Genomic DNA, 17,146 nt, shown 5'->3' on the forward strand with positions numbered 1-17,146 from the left:
CTTGTTTGAATAGCGCGTAAACATAGCTACATTCAAAAACAGCAAGAAAAATACAGCTACCTTGGGGGAGAAGTAAAGCTTGCCTGAAATTCACTCATTTAGTCAATATCTATAAAAATCGATATGCAAAGGCTTACAAGATGAAGTACATGCCTTGTTGCTGACCAATGGATAGCGGTGTTTCAGTGCCTTATTATTGTGCAGCATTATCATGGGTGGCATAGTAATTACTTGTTGGCGCTGTAGGTACTGACTTATTTGACATAAAAGTTCTCTAAAAGCATATTAATAATGAGTTTAAGCAGTAAGTTTAGCGAGCATGTTCGCACAAATATTATAACCTAAAGCCTAATTAATAGCATTTAACTAGCCAGTAACTTAGCCCAGAATATTAACCACTTAACGTAATAAAGTTGCATCGAGTTAGGCCGGCTAAAATCCTAAAAGATATAGTAGAGGTGCCTGTAAAAGGCTTTCAAAAGACACTACCCTGCCCCTAGCTTATTACCCCCTCGACAGTCTGTGATCATTAAGTGTCTATATTTTATATTGTTAAGCATCAACAGAAACAAAAAAACACCAATCATGACAATTGATGTTTTATTAAACTAGTCTCCTATCTAAATCAGTTATCCCTAAAAATAAAAAACCACTCAAATGAGTGGCTTCTTATGACTATATTTATAACTCAAATAACGAATTAAAATATGAGTTAGTTCAAACTACCACTAGGCAGACGCACGGAGTTGACGATAGTCAATGAGTACTTCTAACAACGTGGTAGGAAGAAATAAACATAGTTTAATCGTTATTGGCCTTTAACTTCTGACAGGCCATTAAATATAGCTTTATCACCAAGGTACTCTTCAATACGTAGTAATTGGTTGTACTTAGAAACACGGTCTGAACGACAAAGTGAACCAGTTTTAATTTGGCCTGCCGCTGTACCTACCGCTAAATCAGCAATCGTTGCATCTTCAGTTTCGCCTGAACGATGAGAAATAACGGCAGTAAAACCAGCATCTTTCGCCATTTTAATCGCCGCTAATGTTTCAGTTAAGGTACCAATTTGGTTAAACTTAATTAAAATTGAGTTGCCAATACCTTGTTCAATACCACGTGCTAAGATTTTAGTATTCGTTACAAATAAATCATCGCCAACAATTTGTATTTTATCGCCCAATAATTTTGTTTGGTAAGCAAAACCATCCCAATCAGACTCGTCCAAGCCGTCTTCAATAGAAACGATAGGATATTCTTCACATAACGTTGCTAAGAAATCAGAGAATTCGTTAGCTGTAAATTGCTTGCCTTCGCCTTTCAGGTCGTAAATGCCTTTCTCGCTATCATAAAATTCTGAAGCAGCACAATCCATCGCTAACGTAATGTCTTTACCTAATTCATAACCGGCAGCAGAAACTGCTTCCTTAATAACGGCTAAGGCGTCAGCATTCGAGGCTAAATCAGGTGCAAAACCACCTTCATCACCAACGGCAGTATTTAAACCTTTTGCTGATAATACTTTTTTCAAGGCATGAAATATTTCAGCGCCCATACGTAATGCTTCACTGAAGCTTTTAGCACTCACCGGTTGGATCATGAACTCTTGAATATCAACATTATTGTCTGCATGTTCACCGCCATTGATAATATTCATCATAGGTAAAGGTAATGAGTATTGACCCGGTGTTCCGTTTAAATCAGCGATATGTTCAAACAATTGTACTTTCTTTTCCATTGCGGCTGCTTTTGCATTTGCTAATGAAACCGCTAAAATAGCATTGGCACCAAATTTTTCTTTATTTTCAGTACCGTCTAAGTCGATCATGATTTGATCAATAGTGGCTTGTTCTAAAGCACTTTGTCCGATCAATGCCGTTTGAATGTCATTGTTTATCGCCGCAACCGCTTTTAATACGCCTTTACCTAAATAACGAGACTTATCACCATCACGTAACTCTAACGCTTCACGTGAACCGGTTGATGCGCCAGAGGGTGCAGCAGCACGGCCCCAAGCACCCGATGCTAAAAAAACGTCAGCTTCAACGGTTGGGTTACCACGAGAGTCCATAATTTCACGGGCGATAATTTTACTGATATTCGACATTATAATTCCTTTAAATTGAGTGCACTACAGCGAATGAACCGCTATTAAGTTGGTAATAGTTTTTAGTTTACATTTTACTGATAAAACATTTTGCCATAAATAATTATGCCAGAAAGCAAAACCGCAGCACTATGCTACGGTTTTATTAATTTTCAGGTTTAACTTGATTGCTGTTTTTGATGCTCAAATGAAGCAGCAATAAAGCTTTCAAACAATGGGTGTCCATCACGTGGAGTTGAATTAAACTCAGGATGAAACTGCCCAGCAATAAACCAAGGATGATCCGGTATTTCAATCATCTCAACTAATGTTTTATCCGTAGATAACCCCGAGAACACCAAACCAGCTTTGCTAATTTGCTCACGGTAGTTATTATTTACCTCATAACGATGACGGTGTCTCTCATAAATTGTTTCACTGCCATATACGTCATATGCCTTGGTACCTTTCACAAGGTGGCACAATTGTGAACCTAAACGCATCGTGCCGCCTAAGTCTGAATTTTCATGACGGTATTCAACTTGGCCTTCTTCATCTAACCATTCATTAATTAAACCAACCACTGGATGTGGGGTTTCAGGGTTAAATTCGGTGCTATGAGCGTCAGTAAGACCAGCAACATTGCGGGCATAATCAATAAGCGCCACTTGCATACCTAAACAAATACCTAAATAAGGCACTTTGTTTTCACGGGCATATTTCGCCGCTAAAATTTTTCCTTCAACGCCACGAATACCAAAACCACCTGGCACTAATATCGCATCAACGGTTCCTAAAACATCAGTTCCTTTGCTCTCAAGATCTTGTGAGTCAATGTATTTAATGTTTACCGTTACTTGGTTTTTCAAGCCGGCATGTTTTAATGCTTCGTTAACAGATTTATACGCGTCTGGTAATTCAATATATTTACCTACCATGCCTATGGTAACTTCACCAAAAGGGTTAGCTTCTTGATAGAGTACTTTTTCCCATTCACTTAAATCGGCTGCAGGTACATCAAGACCAAAACGTTTAACCACTAATTCATCTATACCTTGGGCTTTAAGTAACGCCGGAATCTTATAAATGCTATCAACGTCACGCATTGATAAAACCGCTTTTTCAGCAACATTGGTAAACAAAGATATTTTTGCTCGCTCATTAGCAGGCACAGTGCGTTCACTTCGACACACTAAAATATCAGGGACGATACCGATTGAGCGTAGCTCTTTCACTGAATGTTGAGTTGGTTTTGTTTTAATTTCGCCGGCTGTTTTAATATAAGGCACTAACGTTAGGTGCATATACATCGCACGTTCACGTCCTAATTCGGTACCTAACTGGCGAATAGCTTCTAAGAAAGGTTGTGATTCAATATCACCAACCGTGCCGCCAATCTCAACCATAGCAACGTCATAACCTTCAGCACCCTCGATAACGCGACGCTTAATGTCGTTAGTAATATGAGGAATAACTTGAATAGTGGCACCTAAAAACTCACCTTTGCGCTCACGTGCAAGAATATCTTGATATATTCTGCCGGTGGTGAAGTTATTAAGCTTGGTCATTTTGGTACGAATAAATCGTTCATAATGCCCTAAATCCAAATCAGTTTCCGCGCCGTCTTCGGTAACAAACACTTCACCATGTTGAATAGGACTCATCGTACCCGGGTCAACATTAATATAAGGGTCAAGTTTTAACATTGTGACTTTTAAGCCGCGTGCTTCAAGAATTGCAGCAAGAGAAGCCGCGGCAATACCTTTACCAAGAGACGATACAACGCCGCCGGTTACAAAAATATATCTAGTTGTCATGTGATACCAAAAGTCAGAGTGAGCAGGAATTTTGTGTGTTTTACTTAAGTTGTTTTGCTAGCTTATTATACGAATTAATTAGCGAATAATGAGGTAAGTTTAGTCATGATTTTGAAAAACACACCAACCTAGCAGGACGGGAAAACATTATACTTAAAACTAGCTACCACGACAATATGATCTACAGATCAATTTCTGTTATTTTGACAAAAATATTTAATGACTGTGTTTATTTTATCGATAAAAAGCTAACATATTGTTTTAATTCACCCTAGGCATTGGATACCCTTTATGACTTCATCTCGTTTAACCGCCGTACTTTGTGCTATCGATAAAATAAATAGTGAAGATCCCAATCAAACACTTGTTAATGGGCATCCTCAAGCCAATGAATTACTTTATGGTCAATACATGACCTCTTGTCTTGAGCAGTATTTTCCTCAGTCAAATGAATTATTACAAATAGCTGTGCGGGCACAGCATATTAAACGCTGGGACTTAAAGCGTACCGAATTTGATGAAGGCAAAGCTGGCTATTATCAGTGGCGGATTTCCCAAGGAAAGTTCCACGCTGAGCTCACTAAGTCATTAATGTTAGAAAATGATTATTCTGAGCATGAGGCTGAATTGACCGCTTGTATTTTAAGAAAAGAACAGCTCAAAACAAATGCCAACACGCAAACGTTAGAGGATGTCGCTTGCTTAGTCTTTTTACAATATTACTTTGACGCTTTTGCCGCTAAATATACCGAAGCAGACAACGAAGCTAAAATCATAAGGATAGTGAAGAAAACTTGGGGAAAAATGTCAGCGCGTGGCCACGAAATAGCACTTTCATTAACACTACCTAACCATTTAGCGACCTTAGTGGGTAAAGCACTCGCTGATTAATAATTAACAGTTAAGTTTGTTGTTCCTCTGCTGAAAGAGGTAAACGCCATAGAAAAATAAAGGGCCCTGCAACTAAAACGATGACCAACACTCGCAGTAGGTTATTGTCTAATTGATAGCACGAACCCATGGTGGCTAAGATAATAGTACTTAAAGCGATTGTTTTAGCCCTTTTAGGAATACTGCCTGATGTTTGCCAATGGTAAATCAAGGGGCCAAAAACTTTATGTCTAAGTAATATTTTATTCATACGTGGCGAGGACTTAGCAAAACAACTCGCCGCAACTAACAGAAAAGGTGTGGTAGGAAAAATCGGCAATACCACACCCAGTAGAGCAAGACCTACAAAGAACAAACCAGTAAGTTTTAAGAGCCTCTGTGCTAGCAGTTCGTTCATTCTATTTGCCAATCATTATAGATAAAGTCAACTGAGGATAATAACTGCTGTAGCTCTCCTGACAAGCGCATTTCATTAACAATTACACTAAGTGCTTTATTTAGACTTTGTCCTTTCTCTGTCTTAGGAAAAACCATTTTAACTTCAAACTTTTTATAAAGTTGACGTTTAACAGCAGCTAACAACGGCAAATTTTCACGTAAAAGAGGATCGGTGGAAGAATCAGCAAAAATATAACCGTCGGTCATTTTGTGCTGCACTTTCTTTAAACTACAAAGGATACAACTAGAACCCATCTTTAATTCACTAAAAAAAGGCAGGTGAGCAGCATCAGTTTCAATCTTATAATTTACCAGTTTAGTGAGATCAACAAACCTATCTTTATGGGTATAAAGTACAAAGTTGACATGAAAAATAGTTTCGTCTGAGTAAATAAAGTTATCTTGAGGCGAATTCTCAGCTTTGGGCTTAATAAAGGGTAAATGAAAATCAACTTGATTAGTAATAACATAATAGATAGAACGCGAAAAAGGCACTATCTGGATTTCTATATTTTGGTCTAGTTTCTTGGCAAGCACTTTAACAAAATCGACCAAAACCCCTTCATCTTTGCTTACCGCATGAACTGGCATTTGAGGAATACTGACACGTAATATATCTGTCGCAATACTGGTATTACAGTAAAAAAACACACTTAAAAGGCAAATAAACTTAATAAACACACGATTGGTAATCACTAATAACTATCCTTAACTGCTATGAATTAAGCATAATATATTTCATCTAATAAAAAAATATTTTTTAAACACTTTAAATTTCACTGATTTATAACAAGGTTATCTTTGCTCAACAGCGAGGTATTATCGATAACACTCCTAACGATGAGGGGGTTATCGATGGTTTTTGTCACGCAACGAGACCTAGTATAATTATTGATAGGTCTCGCTATAAAACAGCAACCGCTATTATCGCTCGGTATTCCAACTAAATAAGTAAGAGCCTAACGCTAAAAAAATAGTACTCATAATCAAAAGTGCGCTCAGGTGATAACTGATATCAGCTAGGGTTGCACCTTCGGTGATCACTTTTCTCGCTCCAGCCACTAAATGAGTTAAAGGTAAAAAGTCAGCAAAAACTTTTACCGCATTGGGTGCACCTTCTAGACTAAACCAAACACCTGATAACAACATCATTGGCCATGAGGTCAAATTAAGTAAACCGCCAATAAGCTCTTCACTCTTACTTCTGCTCGCGACCAGCAAACCTAAAGATATTAAGCTAATAGCACCTAAAACTGCGATGATAAATAGATCAAAATAGCTGCCCAGCATGTAAAAATCAAAAAAGAAATTACAGCCAATATAAACAACACTCGACATAAACATCACAATAAAAATACGTGACACTAATTGTGCTGATACAAATTCAAACGCTGAAAGCGGTGTCGCTTTTAAACGTTTTAATACCGCATTTTTCCGATAACGTACTATCACGTAGCCAACACCAAATAGGCAACTAAACATCATGTTCATTCCAAGGATCCCAGGCAGAACCCAGTCGACATAACGAATTTTCTTCCCATAGGTTTCTAAGCGTTGAAAGTTATTGTGTTGTCCTAAAAAGATTTTTTCAACCAGGTAACTGTTTGGCGAACCTTGGTTAACCCAATAGCTTTTTTGGCTAAAGTCGACTAAAAAATCAATAGCATGCTGTTCTAATTTTACGGTTGCTAACGCCTTATCTTGATAATCGATAAAGTCAACGTAACGTGTTTCCATAAAACTCGATTGAACGGTTTTACTGTCGATAACCCCCACTTTATAAACGGCTTTTCCGTCACCAGAAAAAACAAAAGATAAACCCGCTAACATGAGAATAGGGAAAAATAAATTCCACCCTAACGATGAACGATCGCGAAAAAATTCAATATTACGGGCTTTGACTACCGCAAAAAAACGTTTGAAATTCATATATTTTACTCTCTCAACGAATGGCCGGTTAATTTTAGAAAAAGGTCATCAAGATTTGGAGACTTTACTTGTAAACCTTCTAATGGAATTTTCTCAGCAATTAACAAGCTAATAGTTTCTTCCACATGTTGCGTCGTTATTTCGACCCGCTCGTGTTCGATAGTCCACTGATGTTTTTCAATTAATGGCTGCGGTACTTGCTCTAGAGGTAAATAAATAAAGACCTCTTGAAAATGCTTAGCAAGTAATCGATTAGGTGTGCCACTTTCAATAATTTTACCATTGTCCATAATAACTACTTCATCACAAAGTTGTTCCGCTTCGTCCATGTAATGAGTGGTTAAAATAACCGTCTTATTTTGGGCTTTAATATTTTTTATTAATTGCCAAAAATTACGTCTCGCCTGTGGATCAAGCCCAGTGGTGGGTTCATCAAGAAAAATAATATCGGGGTCATTAATTAACGCCAGTGCTAATAATAACCGTTGGCGTTGTCCACCCGACAACAAACGATTATCTCTATCTAAAAAATCTTTTAAGCCACAGAGCTCAATTAATTGCTGATGAGGTACAGTGTTGTCATAAAATGCGGTGAATAAATTTAAGGTCTCTTGTACCGTTAAAAAATCTTGCAAAGCAGTACTTTGAAATTGAATGCCAATTTGCTGACTTATATCCTTACCTATGCTTTTTCCTGAGTAAAGCACTTCACCACTGGTCGCTGGAATTATCCCTTCCATTATTTCAATGGTCGTCGTTTTTCCTGCACCATTTGGTCCTAACAAACCAAAACAGTGCCCTTTAGTAATGGTGAAACTAATATCATCAACCGCTTGCACGCCTTTATAACTTTTAACTAAATGATTAACTTCAATAACATCGTTTTTTGTTTGACCAACCCGTTGCTGACTCTGTGTCATAACTTTCCTAATAATACCTAATGCTTGCTCATTATTGTAATGGGATCTGTGTAAAGATCACATCACTAAAAACAATAAAATACCGCCATAATACAAATGATAATAATTATCATTTGCATTGTGGTAACTATTACATTAAATTAAATCTAACGTCATCGGCAAAACAAAGGAGTTTCATCATGGGTGCGCAACAATATTCTATCAATAGAAAAAATATCCAAGACAATTATCACCACATACACACTGAAAAGGCAAAAGTTGAATTACCCATCATATTATTAGAAAAGTTAATCTTGTCTGGCGCTTTGCCCGGTAATGAGTGCAGGTGCTTAGATGATGCTGCGCGTAAAACATTGTGGCAATCACTCTTACAAAGCAGCTTGCAGGGAGAGCAATCAACATGCCGTTAACTTATTCTGCGGGCTCTCACAAAGATAGTATTCATTGCGCTATTGCATATTCAAGTGAGCTTTATCAAATAGAAGATTGGTTGAGCGTATTGACCAAGACTTATGCGCAGCATCCCAGTAATCGATTAGCAAAGGTGATCAGCTATTATTTAACTCGCCTTATCAAACATGACGACTTCACCGCTTTCGCCAGTCAGCCTTGCCATTATTTTACTATGCTTAAATTTTGGCAACAACAGATTGAATAGCTATTGCGCTTGAGCCTGCGCAATGTAGTCAATTAATGCCTGATTTAGCATTTTTTTACCGGTTAACTGATGATTCTTACATACTTCATCAACGGGCTTTTTCTGTAAAATACGCTCGATTAACACGAGTATACTTGCTTGATAATTTTCTTTACAGTGTAAAAGACACCAATAATGTAACGCTTTTACGCAATGACTAAACTGCCGTTTTTGTTGAATAAAATCGCTAATGCTGCTCAGCTGATGGGCGCTTAACTGCGGTAAACTTTTATCAGGGCAATGATGTAATATTTGCCACACTAACTTAGGCGATAAACCTTTGTATTCATCGGTGAGTAAATAATCGAATGAACTATAAAATTCACTGGCAATTTTTCGTTGAAAAAATTGCCCCCGGTCGCTCATTGCAGAAACCACCAGCGCGGAATGCTCACCACTGGCTTGGTCTTTAGTAAAACCTATTCGAGCAATTTGATAATCAGCATCTTGCCAAAACTTAAGTAACTGCGCATTGGCACCAAAACTCGCGCCAATAAAATCAACTTGCTGCTTTTTTGCAAAATTTTCTAGCGCTTTAACAAAACAATGCCCAAAACCATATCCTTGATATTGTGGATGAATAGCTATGCGTAAAACCCGCAGATATTGATAACTAAAGCTTTCACTAAAACCACAATGAGTTAATAAAGATTGGGGAATAAACTGATTTTTTAGTCGACGTTGATTTGTTGCTATCGCTTGAATATCGGCTGCTGTATTACACCCTTCTTCAAGAAGTAAGGCAACACCGACAATATCATCACCTAATTTGGCGACAAATAATTGTAGCGCTTTATTATCAAGTAATAGCGTAATATCGTTCGGTGACGTTTGGTAATGAGCGGTGACCAGCACAGCAAAAACTTGCTTTAATAACGCTGTGTCTTCAATCAACGAAGTTGATGACACTTGGCTAAAAGATAACGATTCTTTAGCCAACTGCACTGTTGATGATTGGCTTAAGGTTGCTTTATCCAAAGAAATTTCGGTTACAGGCTGAGTTAGTAACGGCAATTCTGTTAACTTGGCGTTAAGTAAACAACTTTCAAAAACAAAGACTTCTAACGGATCGTCTTGACGCCAGCGAATAGGCTGATGCATATGAAAGCTTCGCCACTGCGGCACTTGCTTTGTTAACGCTTGTTGAAACTTTACCGTAAAGCCGCGCCCTGCTCCTTCATAACCATGAACCGTACTTGAAAAAACAACACGAGAAAAAAGAGCCGTTAAGCTTGTTAATAAAGGCACCGGAATGGCAGCTGCCTCGTCAACCAGTAATAGCGAAATATTCAATGGATCATCGCGGCGAATAAGTTGATCGACCGCAACAAAAGTTATCGAACCCAAGGGGTGAACCAAAGCGGTTTTGCTGGTATTAGCATAGTCAAATTTTTCGCCAAGTGCCGCTAATGAACAAGCAAGTTGCCGGTAAAAAACCGATAAAGAACGAACATGGGGTGCGGTAATAACTATATTAATTTTTTCATGGCCCATAGCGGTGTTATTTGCAATGAGCTCAACACAAGCAATAGCAAGCGCTGATGATTTTCCACGACCACGATCAGCGGTTAACACTAATGGGCGGTTTCGATGACCTCGGCTGACCTTAATAATATGTTCAACAGCTATTTGTTGTTCTTTGGTTTTACATTGATATAAAAAATCACTAGAGACGGTCGATATTACTGGTGCTATACCATCTAACAACGGAAACGTTTGCTCGTCACTTTGTGTAATCGTAATTAAGGCTTTATTGTCGAGTAGTTGTCGATAAAAATACTTAAGTGAAGCTTTCTTTGTTTGCTCAATCGCTTGTATTAATGGTTTTTCAAGCCATAAACACATAACACCGCCAGCGACTAGCGTGCCAGAGAGCGCCGCAAAAGCATCCAAATTGATACTATTAAGCGCAGAACAGTCGCTATTTTCAACACCTGAAAATAATATTCGACTATGCTCACTACCGAGTTGCTGAGCAAAGTGTTTGTTGTTGATCGTAGCAGAAATTTCGGGGTGGTGACTAAACACCAGCCAAGCGTCTTTACTCTGGTTTTGTTCATTAAGTTGCAGTAACTGTTTGACCCAGCAAGCATCACCGACCAGTAACACCAGTTGTCGCTGAAATTTGATCAAAGCCTGACATTGCATTTCTTCAAGCCATTCGACGAAATTACGGTTAGACATAAGCAGGCGCTAAATTCAGTAAAACTAAAGTGAAAGCAGTTTATCAATGTGCTCCCGCAATTCAAATAGTTTATTTTTATCTGCGGTTATTTACTAAAAATAATGGCATTAATAGTAGGCGATTAAGCTAATTTATTGAAATTTTCTCAGTTGTTGCCTATCTTGAAATTAATCCTTATTAATAAAAATACTTACCCGTGAGAAAAACACGATAATGGCAGATGAATATAAAGCAAATGACGAGTCTGATAACTACGACAAAGATCTCGCCACCGGTAAAAAAGCAGATAAAAATAGCAAGGTGCGTAAACGTATCGATGATTTGCTTGAAAAAAAACGCCTTCGTGAAGCATTAGACTTCAGTGATGATTGGGAAATATAGTCATCACTGCATTAACTTTTGATTGCATTAAGCCGATAATCTCTTATTGTCAGATAAAACATTCATGCTACTATCTAACGAACCTATTCTCCCTACATCATCTAAATTTACCGTTATGACATTATTTGAAAAATTACGTTGCTTATTAACATTTGGTCAAGGTGTTGCCTTACCACTGCCCGATATTTCTGAACAAACAACACCCATCGAATTGTTTGGCCAATGGTTTGATGACGCAAAAAAATCAGGTATTTTATTACCTGAAGCTATGTCTGTCAGCAGCTGCGATCAAAACGGTCAACCTAGCTCACGTATGGTGTTGTTAAAAGAGTTTAATGACGATGGCTTCGTTTTTTATACTAATTACGCCAGCCGAAAAAGCCAAGATTTAAATGAGAATAATAAGATAGCCTTATTATTTCATTGGAATGTACTGCAACGCCAAGTCAGGATAGAAGGCAGAGTAGAAAAAGTAACGCCTGAACAATCAGAACAGTATTTTCATAGCAGAGACCGCGGTAGCCAAATTGGCGCATGGGCGTCAAAGCAAAGCTCGCCACTGGCGAGTAAAGAAGCATTAAAGCAGAGCGAAGCTTATTACACTAAAAAGTTTGCTGGCCAAGAAGTTCCCTTACCTGAATTTTGGGGTGGTTGGCGAATAAAACCTCATTATCTTGAATTTTGGCAAGGTCGAGCTAATCGTTTACATGACCGTATTTGCTTTGAACCAGAGCAAAATCAAGATGACAAAAAGGTACTATGGCATCAATTTAAATTGAATCCTTAATGGCTATATTTAAACATTCAAACAGTATTTATAAGATGTCTATTTCAAACAACATATCAGTGTTATATAAAGTTGTCGGTGTTGCTGTTTTGTGTGCTTTATTTAGCGTTAAATCATTAGCCAACCCTACTAATATTTTAGTTGGGTTGGAGCCATTTCCTCCTTTAGTAAACGAAGACGGCAGTGGTTTTGTTATTGATATGCTTAATGGCCTGCAAGAAAATTCGACACTAACGTTTAATTATCAAATAATGACCTATGCTCGAGCGAAGCTGGAATTAAAAAGTTACCGTATCGACATGGTAGGTTTAACGCCTAAAGATAGTGAAACACAAAGCTTTTACCAATACGCACAAGAGTTATCTTGGCACTTTGACACTACCGTTGATCTTTATTCAACATCCCCCGCTAACTTTGACATCAAAAATTTGCCCGAAGGGAGCATTGGTACGCTAATTGGTAATGCTGATTTTTTCGCTGAATTAGCGCAAGTTCCCAGAGAAAAGTTTGTTGAAGTAAGCAGTTTAGCGCAATTAATTATGATGATGGCACGCGGGAGACTTAAAGTGATACTCTTCGAGCGGGTGGCTATGATGTCAACGATTAAAGAATTACAAGACGACCTCTCCACCAAAGTTCCAACAGAATTCAACTCCCCCGAAAGCCCACAAAAAATTTATTATCAAAAGTTTAAAGTTATTGCAGCAAGTCTTGCTGTTGCAAACGATGCAGTAGGAGCAAAGCTAAAAAAACAATTAGATGCCTTGCTGTCTGACGATACCGCTCACTACTTTAAAAAAATAGCCCCTTACGCCCAATTGCCTGATAACGGTATAATTGAGTAAAAGATAGCTAAGCTAGCAAAGATGTCATTTGTTGTCGTACCTGGGCATTAGCGCAGCTAAAATGAAAAAAAACGGGAAGCAAAGCTTCCCGTTTTTGTTAGTTAACGCGTTAAGCGTACCGCAATTCCTATCCAACTAATGCCAGTAAGATTCCTGCCGCAACCGCTGAACCAAGCACACCGGCAACGTTAGGCCCCATCGCATGCATTAATAAGAAGTTGTGTGGATTAGCTTCCAGACCCACTTTATTAGCAACACGTGCAGCCATAGGTACTGCTGAAACACCGGCAGCGCCAATGAGAGGATTTATAGGTGTTGATGAAAGTTTATTCATTAACTTAGCCATTAATACCCCAGAAGCAGTACCAATTGAGAATGCCACGGCACCTAAACCTAAAATACCTAAGGTTTCTATATTCAAAAAGGCTTCGGCACTTAATTTAGAGCCAACCCCTAAACCTAAGAATATGGTGGTGATATTAATTAACTCGTTCTGCGCTGTTGAGCTTAATCGTTCAACCACGCCACATTCACGCATCAAATTACCCAAACAGAACATGCCAACTAAAGGTGTTGCTGATGGTAAAAAGAAAATAGTCATCATGAGAACACCTAACGGGAATACTATTTTTTCAATTTTTGTTACTGGGCGTAATTGCGCCATTTCAATTTTACGTTCAGCATCAGTGGTTAATGCGCGCATAATAGGTGGCTGAATAATTGGCACTAAAGCCATGTAGGAATAAGCAGCAACAGCAATAGCACCTAATAATTCTGGCGCCAGTTTTGATGCTAAAAATATCGCTGTCGGACCATCTGCACCACCAATAATAGCAATAGCTGATGCATCTTTAAGCGTAAATTCAATACCAGGTATTGCGTTTAAAGCAATAGCACCAAATAAGGTGGCAAAGATACCGAATTGTGCTGCAGCACCAAGTAATAAGGTTTTAGGGTTAGCGATTAACGCGCCAAAGTCGGTCATTGCACCCACCCCCATAAAGATAATCAACGGGAATATCCCCGTATCAATACCCGCATAGTAGATGAAGTGTAATAAACCACCAACTTCTGAAAATCCAGCCAATGGTATATTGGTTAATATCGCACCAAAGCCCATAGGTAATAACAATAACGGTTCAAAGTTACGTGCTATTGCAAGATAAAGTAGCAAACAGCCAACTATCATCATGATCACCTGACCTGACTCGAAGTTAGCTAAGCCAGTAGACAACCAAAGTTTATTTAACGAATCCATTATTATCTATCCTAAACTCAATAAAGCTTGACCAACAGTTACAGAATCGCCTTCTTTAATATCCACTGAAGTGACGGTACCTGAGTTAACTGCACGAATTTCAGTTTCCATTTTCATTGCTTCCATAATGATAACAACTTCACCGGCTGCAACTTCATCACCTTCATTAACTAACACTTTAAATATATTGCCAGCAAGTGGTGCATTTAACGCTTCAGAAGTTGATGAGGACGGTTTTGATGACTGACTGTTACTAGGCTGAGTAATTTGGCTAATATCGCCTCCAGGGCCTACAACGACGTCAAACACCTGACCATCAACACTAACGGCATAACTTTCTGGCGCAGTTGAACTTTTAGCGGGTGCAGAGGCTGCTACCGCATCTTCAATCGTAGGCACAGGTTCGAATGCATCCGGGTTATTTCTATTTTCTAGAAATTTCAGTCCTATTTGCGGGAACAATGCATACGTTAAAACGTCATCAATCACTTCATCGGCTAAATCAATCTGTTTCTCTTTAGCAAGTTCTTCTAATTCTGCAGTAAGATTATCAAGTTCAGGTTTAATTAAATCAGCAGGACGACAAGTTATCGCTTCAGCGCCATCTAAAACACGCGCTTGCAATTCGGCATTAACTTTATCGGCAGTTGCGCCATATTCACCCTTTAAAACACCGGCTGTTTCTTTAGTGATTGACTTATAACGCTCACCCGTCAATACATTTAATACCGCTTGCGTACCAACAATTTGCGAGGTTGGTGTCACTAATGGGATATAACCTAGATCTTTTCTTACTTTTGGAATTTCAATTAATACTTCATCAAGCTTGTCTGCAGCGCCTTGTTCTCTTAACTGCATTTCCATATTTGTCAACATGCCGCCAGGAACTTGTGCAAGTAAAATACGCGCATCGATACCTTTTAAGCTACCTTCAAATTTGGCATACTTTTTACGAACTTCACGAAAGTAAGTGGCAACTTCAGCAAGCTTTACCATGTCTAAACCGGTATCTCGTTTGGTACCTTCAACAATCGAAACAATCGTTTCTGTCGGTGAATGACCATAAGTCATACTCATTGAAGAAATAGACGTATCGATAACATCTACATCGGCATCAATAGCCTTCATGTGAGTAGCAATACTTAAACCTGTAGTCGCATGACAATGTAAAGCAATAGGTAAAGAGACCGTTTCTTTTAGACGACCAATCAATTCTTCAGCGTCGTAAGGTTTTAATAGACCAGACATGTCTTTGATACATAAAGAATGCGCGCCCATATCTTCAATTTGCTTAGCCATCGTCAGCCAACCTTCAAGGGTATGCACTGGACTCTCGGTATAGCTTAATGTGCCTTGCGCATGAGCGCCGACTTTTACTGCTGATTTAATCGCTGTTTGTAAATTACGTACATCATTCATTGCATCGAAAATGCGAAACACGTCAATACCGTTAACATGAGCACGTTCAACAAACTTCTCGACCACATCATCAGCATAATGACGGTAGCCTAAAATATTTTGACCGCGAAATAACATTTGTTGTTTAGTTTTTGGCATCGCTTTTTTTAATGCGCGTAAACGTTCCCAAGGATCTTCACCTAAATAGCGAATACAAGAGTCAAACGTAGCACCACCCCAAGACTCGATTGACCAAAAACCAATTTCATCAAGTTTTGGCGCAATGGGTAACATATCCTCAAGGCGTAAACGAGTGGCGAGCAATGATTGATGACCATCTCTTAAAACAACTTCAGTGATACCTAATGGCTTTGTCATGAGTTTATTCCTATTTAGTTTTATGGTTGCTTAAGGGTTGATTATGTTGTTTTCGGTATTGCGATACAGCAGAAGTAATTGCTGCCACCACTTTAGGTGAAACACCATCAACATTTTGTTTTGTTTTTTGATTTGAGCGGGTAGATCTTGTTTGGATAACGGCATCTGGAAATTTGATGGCGAGGCGTTTTAAAACGACATTAATGAAAACAATCATTAATCCCAAAAAGATAAAAACGAAGACCATACCAGCAAACATTAACGTGCCCGCTTCTACAAATAATTGATTTAGGTGTTCCATGAAAAGTCTCATTCAAACAAAAAGTTTTATTAGAATAATCACTCCAATGCCTAAAAAGCAAACTAATTATTGCAGTTTCATAAAAATAATTTCGTGTCAATCTAGATTAGAGTAAATATTCAGTATTTTTAGCGTTTTATTAAGAAAAAACTGTATATTTACCATATTGTATACAATATAGTATTCTTATATTGCTGAGCTAGCGAGATAAAAACCAGTATAATATACAATATACATATAGCTTTCGTTTATTCTAAATATGTGCATAAATATATAAAGGGGGTTTAATTAACAAATAATCAACTGCTTTAGCATGTATATTGAATAGCTATTTTGAACAAAGTAAACATAAGAGACCCCAGCCAAAAACCCTGAATGCCACCCATAACCCTGAACACAAAACCGTCATCCTGAACTTGTTTCAGGACCTGTACTTAGAACCAAAAACGCAGATACTGAAATGAATTCAGCATGACGACAAGAGTGAAAAGCGAGCACTGTTACCCTTAACAACCACCGTAGTCCTAAACACAACACCATCATCTTGAACACGACACCGTCATCCTGAACTCGTTTCAGGATCTGTACTTAGAACCAAAAACACAGATACTGAAATGAATTCAGCATGACGACAAGAGCGTAAAGCGAACACTGTCATCCTGAATAATCTCCGTCATTCTGAACACAACACCGTCATATTGAACACGACACCGTCATCCTGAACTTGTTTCAGGATCTGTACTTAGAACCAAAAAACAGATACTGAAATAAATTCAGCATGACGACAAGAGTGTTAAGCGAACACCGTCATCTTGCTCACAAAGCCTTGCCCTGA

At 38.4% G+C, this 17,146-nt stretch carries 16 protein-coding genes; 6 read left to right on the plus strand and 10 right to left on the minus strand.

Translation table 11 applies throughout. From position 1 onward, the window contains the following. Positions 1–808 precede the first annotated feature (808 nt). Both eno and H4J69_RS18640 read right to left on the minus strand, forming a co-directional pair. Positions 809–2,107: a phosphopyruvate hydratase gene (gene eno, locus H4J69_RS18635; RefSeq protein ID WP_182222863.1), complete on the minus strand. Its 1,299-nt coding sequence runs from the start codon at positions 2,105–2,107 to the stop codon at positions 809–811. Between the two features lie 158 nt (positions 2,108–2,265). Then, complete coding sequence (locus H4J69_RS18640; RefSeq protein ID WP_070374523.1) at positions 2,266–3,903, minus strand: CTP synthase; 1,638 nt, start codon at positions 3,901–3,903, stop codon at positions 2,266–2,268. A 291-nt stretch (positions 3,904–4,194) separates the two neighbouring features. Here H4J69_RS18640 and H4J69_RS18645 point away from each other — a divergent pair, with 291 nt between their 5' ends. Next, on the plus strand, positions 4,195–4,794 hold the full coding sequence (locus tag H4J69_RS18645) for a DUF4202 domain-containing protein (protein WP_070374524.1): 600 nt from the start codon (positions 4,195–4,197) through the stop codon (positions 4,792–4,794). Between the two features lie 10 nt (positions 4,795–4,804). Here the strand turns inward: H4J69_RS18645 and H4J69_RS18650 are convergent, their stop codons facing one another. The 4 genes from H4J69_RS18650 to H4J69_RS18665 all read right to left on the minus strand — a co-directional run bounded on the left by H4J69_RS18650 (position 4,805) and on the right by H4J69_RS18665 (position 8,081). Next, complete coding sequence (locus H4J69_RS18650; RefSeq protein ID WP_182245066.1) at positions 4,805–5,191, minus strand: YbaN family protein; 387 nt, start codon at positions 5,189–5,191, stop codon at positions 4,805–4,807. Beyond that, a complete protein-coding gene (locus H4J69_RS18655; protein ID WP_182245065.1) occupies positions 5,188–5,928 on the minus strand; it encodes a transporter substrate-binding domain-containing protein in 741 nt (246 codons plus the stop codon). The genes H4J69_RS18650 and H4J69_RS18655 overlap by 4 nt, the downstream gene beginning before the upstream one ends. A gap of 228 nt (positions 5,929–6,156) precedes the next feature. Next, positions 6,157–7,161, minus strand: a complete 1,005-nt coding sequence (locus tag H4J69_RS18660; RefSeq protein WP_182217357.1) for an ABC transporter permease — start codon at positions 7,159–7,161, stop codon at positions 6,157–6,159. Between the two features lie 5 nt (positions 7,162–7,166). Continuing rightward, complete coding sequence (locus H4J69_RS18665) at positions 7,167–8,081, minus strand: ABC transporter ATP-binding protein (protein WP_182245064.1); 915 nt, start codon at positions 8,079–8,081, stop codon at positions 7,167–7,169. Between the two features lie 179 nt (positions 8,082–8,260). Between H4J69_RS18665 and H4J69_RS18670 the strand changes: the two genes are divergently transcribed. Beyond that, complete coding sequence (locus H4J69_RS18670) at positions 8,261–8,491, plus strand: hypothetical protein (RefSeq protein ID WP_182245063.1); 231 nt, start codon at positions 8,261–8,263, stop codon at positions 8,489–8,491. Next, entirely contained in the window at positions 8,482–8,739 is a 258-nt protein-coding gene (locus H4J69_RS18675; RefSeq protein ID WP_182245062.1) for a hypothetical protein, read from the plus strand. Before H4J69_RS18670 ends, H4J69_RS18675 begins: the two co-directional genes overlap by 10 nt. Here H4J69_RS18675 and H4J69_RS18680 read toward each other — a convergent pair whose 3' ends face one another. Next, positions 8,740–10,962 (minus strand): GNAT family N-acetyltransferase, encoded by a 2,223-nt coding sequence (locus H4J69_RS18680; protein ID WP_182245061.1) that lies wholly within the window; start codon positions 10,960–10,962, stop codon positions 8,740–8,742. It abuts the gene before it with no gap. Positions 10,963–11,176: 214 nt separating this feature from the next. Between H4J69_RS18680 and H4J69_RS18685 the strand changes: the two genes are divergently transcribed. From H4J69_RS18685 to H4J69_RS18695, 3 genes are all read left to right on the plus strand, one after another. After that, complete coding sequence (locus H4J69_RS18685; RefSeq protein WP_157470838.1) at positions 11,177–11,344, plus strand: PA3496 family putative envelope integrity protein; 168 nt, start codon at positions 11,177–11,179, stop codon at positions 11,342–11,344. A 115-nt stretch (positions 11,345–11,459) separates the two neighbouring features. Continuing rightward, complete coding sequence (gene pdxH, locus H4J69_RS18690; RefSeq protein ID WP_182217366.1) at positions 11,460–12,131, plus strand: pyridoxamine 5'-phosphate oxidase; 672 nt, start codon at positions 11,460–11,462, stop codon at positions 12,129–12,131. Next, positions 12,131–12,976 (plus strand): transporter substrate-binding domain-containing protein, encoded by an 846-nt coding sequence (locus H4J69_RS18695; protein WP_182245060.1) that lies wholly within the window; start codon positions 12,131–12,133, stop codon positions 12,974–12,976. The genes pdxH and H4J69_RS18695 overlap by 1 nt, the downstream gene beginning before the upstream one ends. Positions 12,977–13,103: 127 nt before the next feature. Here the strand turns inward: H4J69_RS18695 and H4J69_RS18700 are convergent, their stop codons facing one another. From H4J69_RS18700 to H4J69_RS18710, 3 genes are read right to left on the minus strand one after another with little or no spacing between them, the layout of a single operon-like run. Then, complete coding sequence (locus H4J69_RS18700; RefSeq protein ID WP_182245059.1) at positions 13,104–14,234, minus strand: sodium ion-translocating decarboxylase subunit beta; 1,131 nt, start codon at positions 14,232–14,234, stop codon at positions 13,104–13,106. Positions 14,235–14,240: 6 nt separating this feature from the next. Then, positions 14,241–16,010 carry a sodium-extruding oxaloacetate decarboxylase subunit alpha gene (gene oadA, locus H4J69_RS18705; RefSeq protein WP_182245058.1) on the minus strand — a complete coding sequence of 590 codons (1,770 nt, stop codon included), beginning with the start codon at positions 16,008–16,010 and terminating at the stop codon, positions 14,241–14,243. 10 nt (positions 16,011–16,020) lie between these two features. Continuing rightward, entirely contained in the window at positions 16,021–16,311 is a 291-nt protein-coding gene (locus H4J69_RS18710) for an OadG family transporter subunit (protein WP_182217344.1), read from the minus strand. Positions 16,312–17,146 lie beyond the last annotated feature (835 nt).

It is taken from the genome of Colwellia sp. BRX10-9 (assembly GCF_014077405.1).
Lineage (GTDB): Bacteria > Pseudomonadota > Gammaproteobacteria > Enterobacterales > Alteromonadaceae > Colwellia_A.

What these genes read in the sequence shown, in the direction of transcription:
- eno (WP_182222863.1), bottom strand. Translation starts at nt 2,107, where the DNA reads ATGTCGAATATCAGTAAAATTATCGCCCGTGAAATTATGGACTCTCGT.
- H4J69_RS18640 (WP_070374523.1), bottom strand. Translation starts at nt 3,903, where the DNA reads ATGACAACTAGATATATTTTTGTAACCGGCGGCGTTGTATCGTCTCTT.
- H4J69_RS18645 (WP_070374524.1), top strand. Translation starts at nt 4,195, where the DNA reads ATGACTTCATCTCGTTTAACCGCCGTACTTTGTGCTATCGATAAAATA.
- H4J69_RS18650 (WP_182245066.1), bottom strand. Translation starts at nt 5,191, where the DNA reads ATGAACGAACTGCTAGCACAGAGGCTCTTAAAACTTACTGGTTTGTTC.
- H4J69_RS18660 (WP_182217357.1), bottom strand. Translation starts at nt 7,161, where the DNA reads ATGAATTTCAAACGTTTTTTTGCGGTAGTCAAAGCCCGTAATATTGAA.
- H4J69_RS18665 (WP_182245064.1), bottom strand. Translation starts at nt 8,081, where the DNA reads ATGACACAGAGTCAGCAACGGGTTGGTCAAACAAAAAACGATGTTATT.
- H4J69_RS18670 (WP_182245063.1), top strand. Translation starts at nt 8,261, where the DNA reads ATGGGTGCGCAACAATATTCTATCAATAGAAAAAATATCCAAGACAAT.
- H4J69_RS18675 (WP_182245062.1), top strand. Translation starts at nt 8,482, where the DNA reads ATGCCGTTAACTTATTCTGCGGGCTCTCACAAAGATAGTATTCATTGC.
- H4J69_RS18680 (WP_182245061.1), bottom strand. Translation starts at nt 10,962, where the DNA reads ATGTCTAACCGTAATTTCGTCGAATGGCTTGAAGAAATGCAATGTCAG.
- H4J69_RS18685 (WP_157470838.1), top strand. Translation starts at nt 11,177, where the DNA reads ATGGCAGATGAATATAAAGCAAATGACGAGTCTGATAACTACGACAAA.
- pdxH (WP_182217366.1), top strand. Translation starts at nt 11,460, where the DNA reads ATGACATTATTTGAAAAATTACGTTGCTTATTAACATTTGGTCAAGGT.
- H4J69_RS18695 (WP_182245060.1), top strand. Translation starts at nt 12,131, where the DNA reads ATGGCTATATTTAAACATTCAAACAGTATTTATAAGATGTCTATTTCA.
- H4J69_RS18700 (WP_182245059.1), bottom strand. Translation starts at nt 14,234, where the DNA reads ATGGATTCGTTAAATAAACTTTGGTTGTCTACTGGCTTAGCTAACTTC.
- oadA (WP_182245058.1), bottom strand. Translation starts at nt 16,010, where the DNA reads ATGACAAAGCCATTAGGTATCACTGAAGTTGTTTTAAGAGATGGTCAT.
- H4J69_RS18710 (WP_182217344.1), bottom strand. Translation starts at nt 16,311, where the DNA reads ATGGAACACCTAAATCAATTATTTGTAGAAGCGGGCACGTTAATGTTT.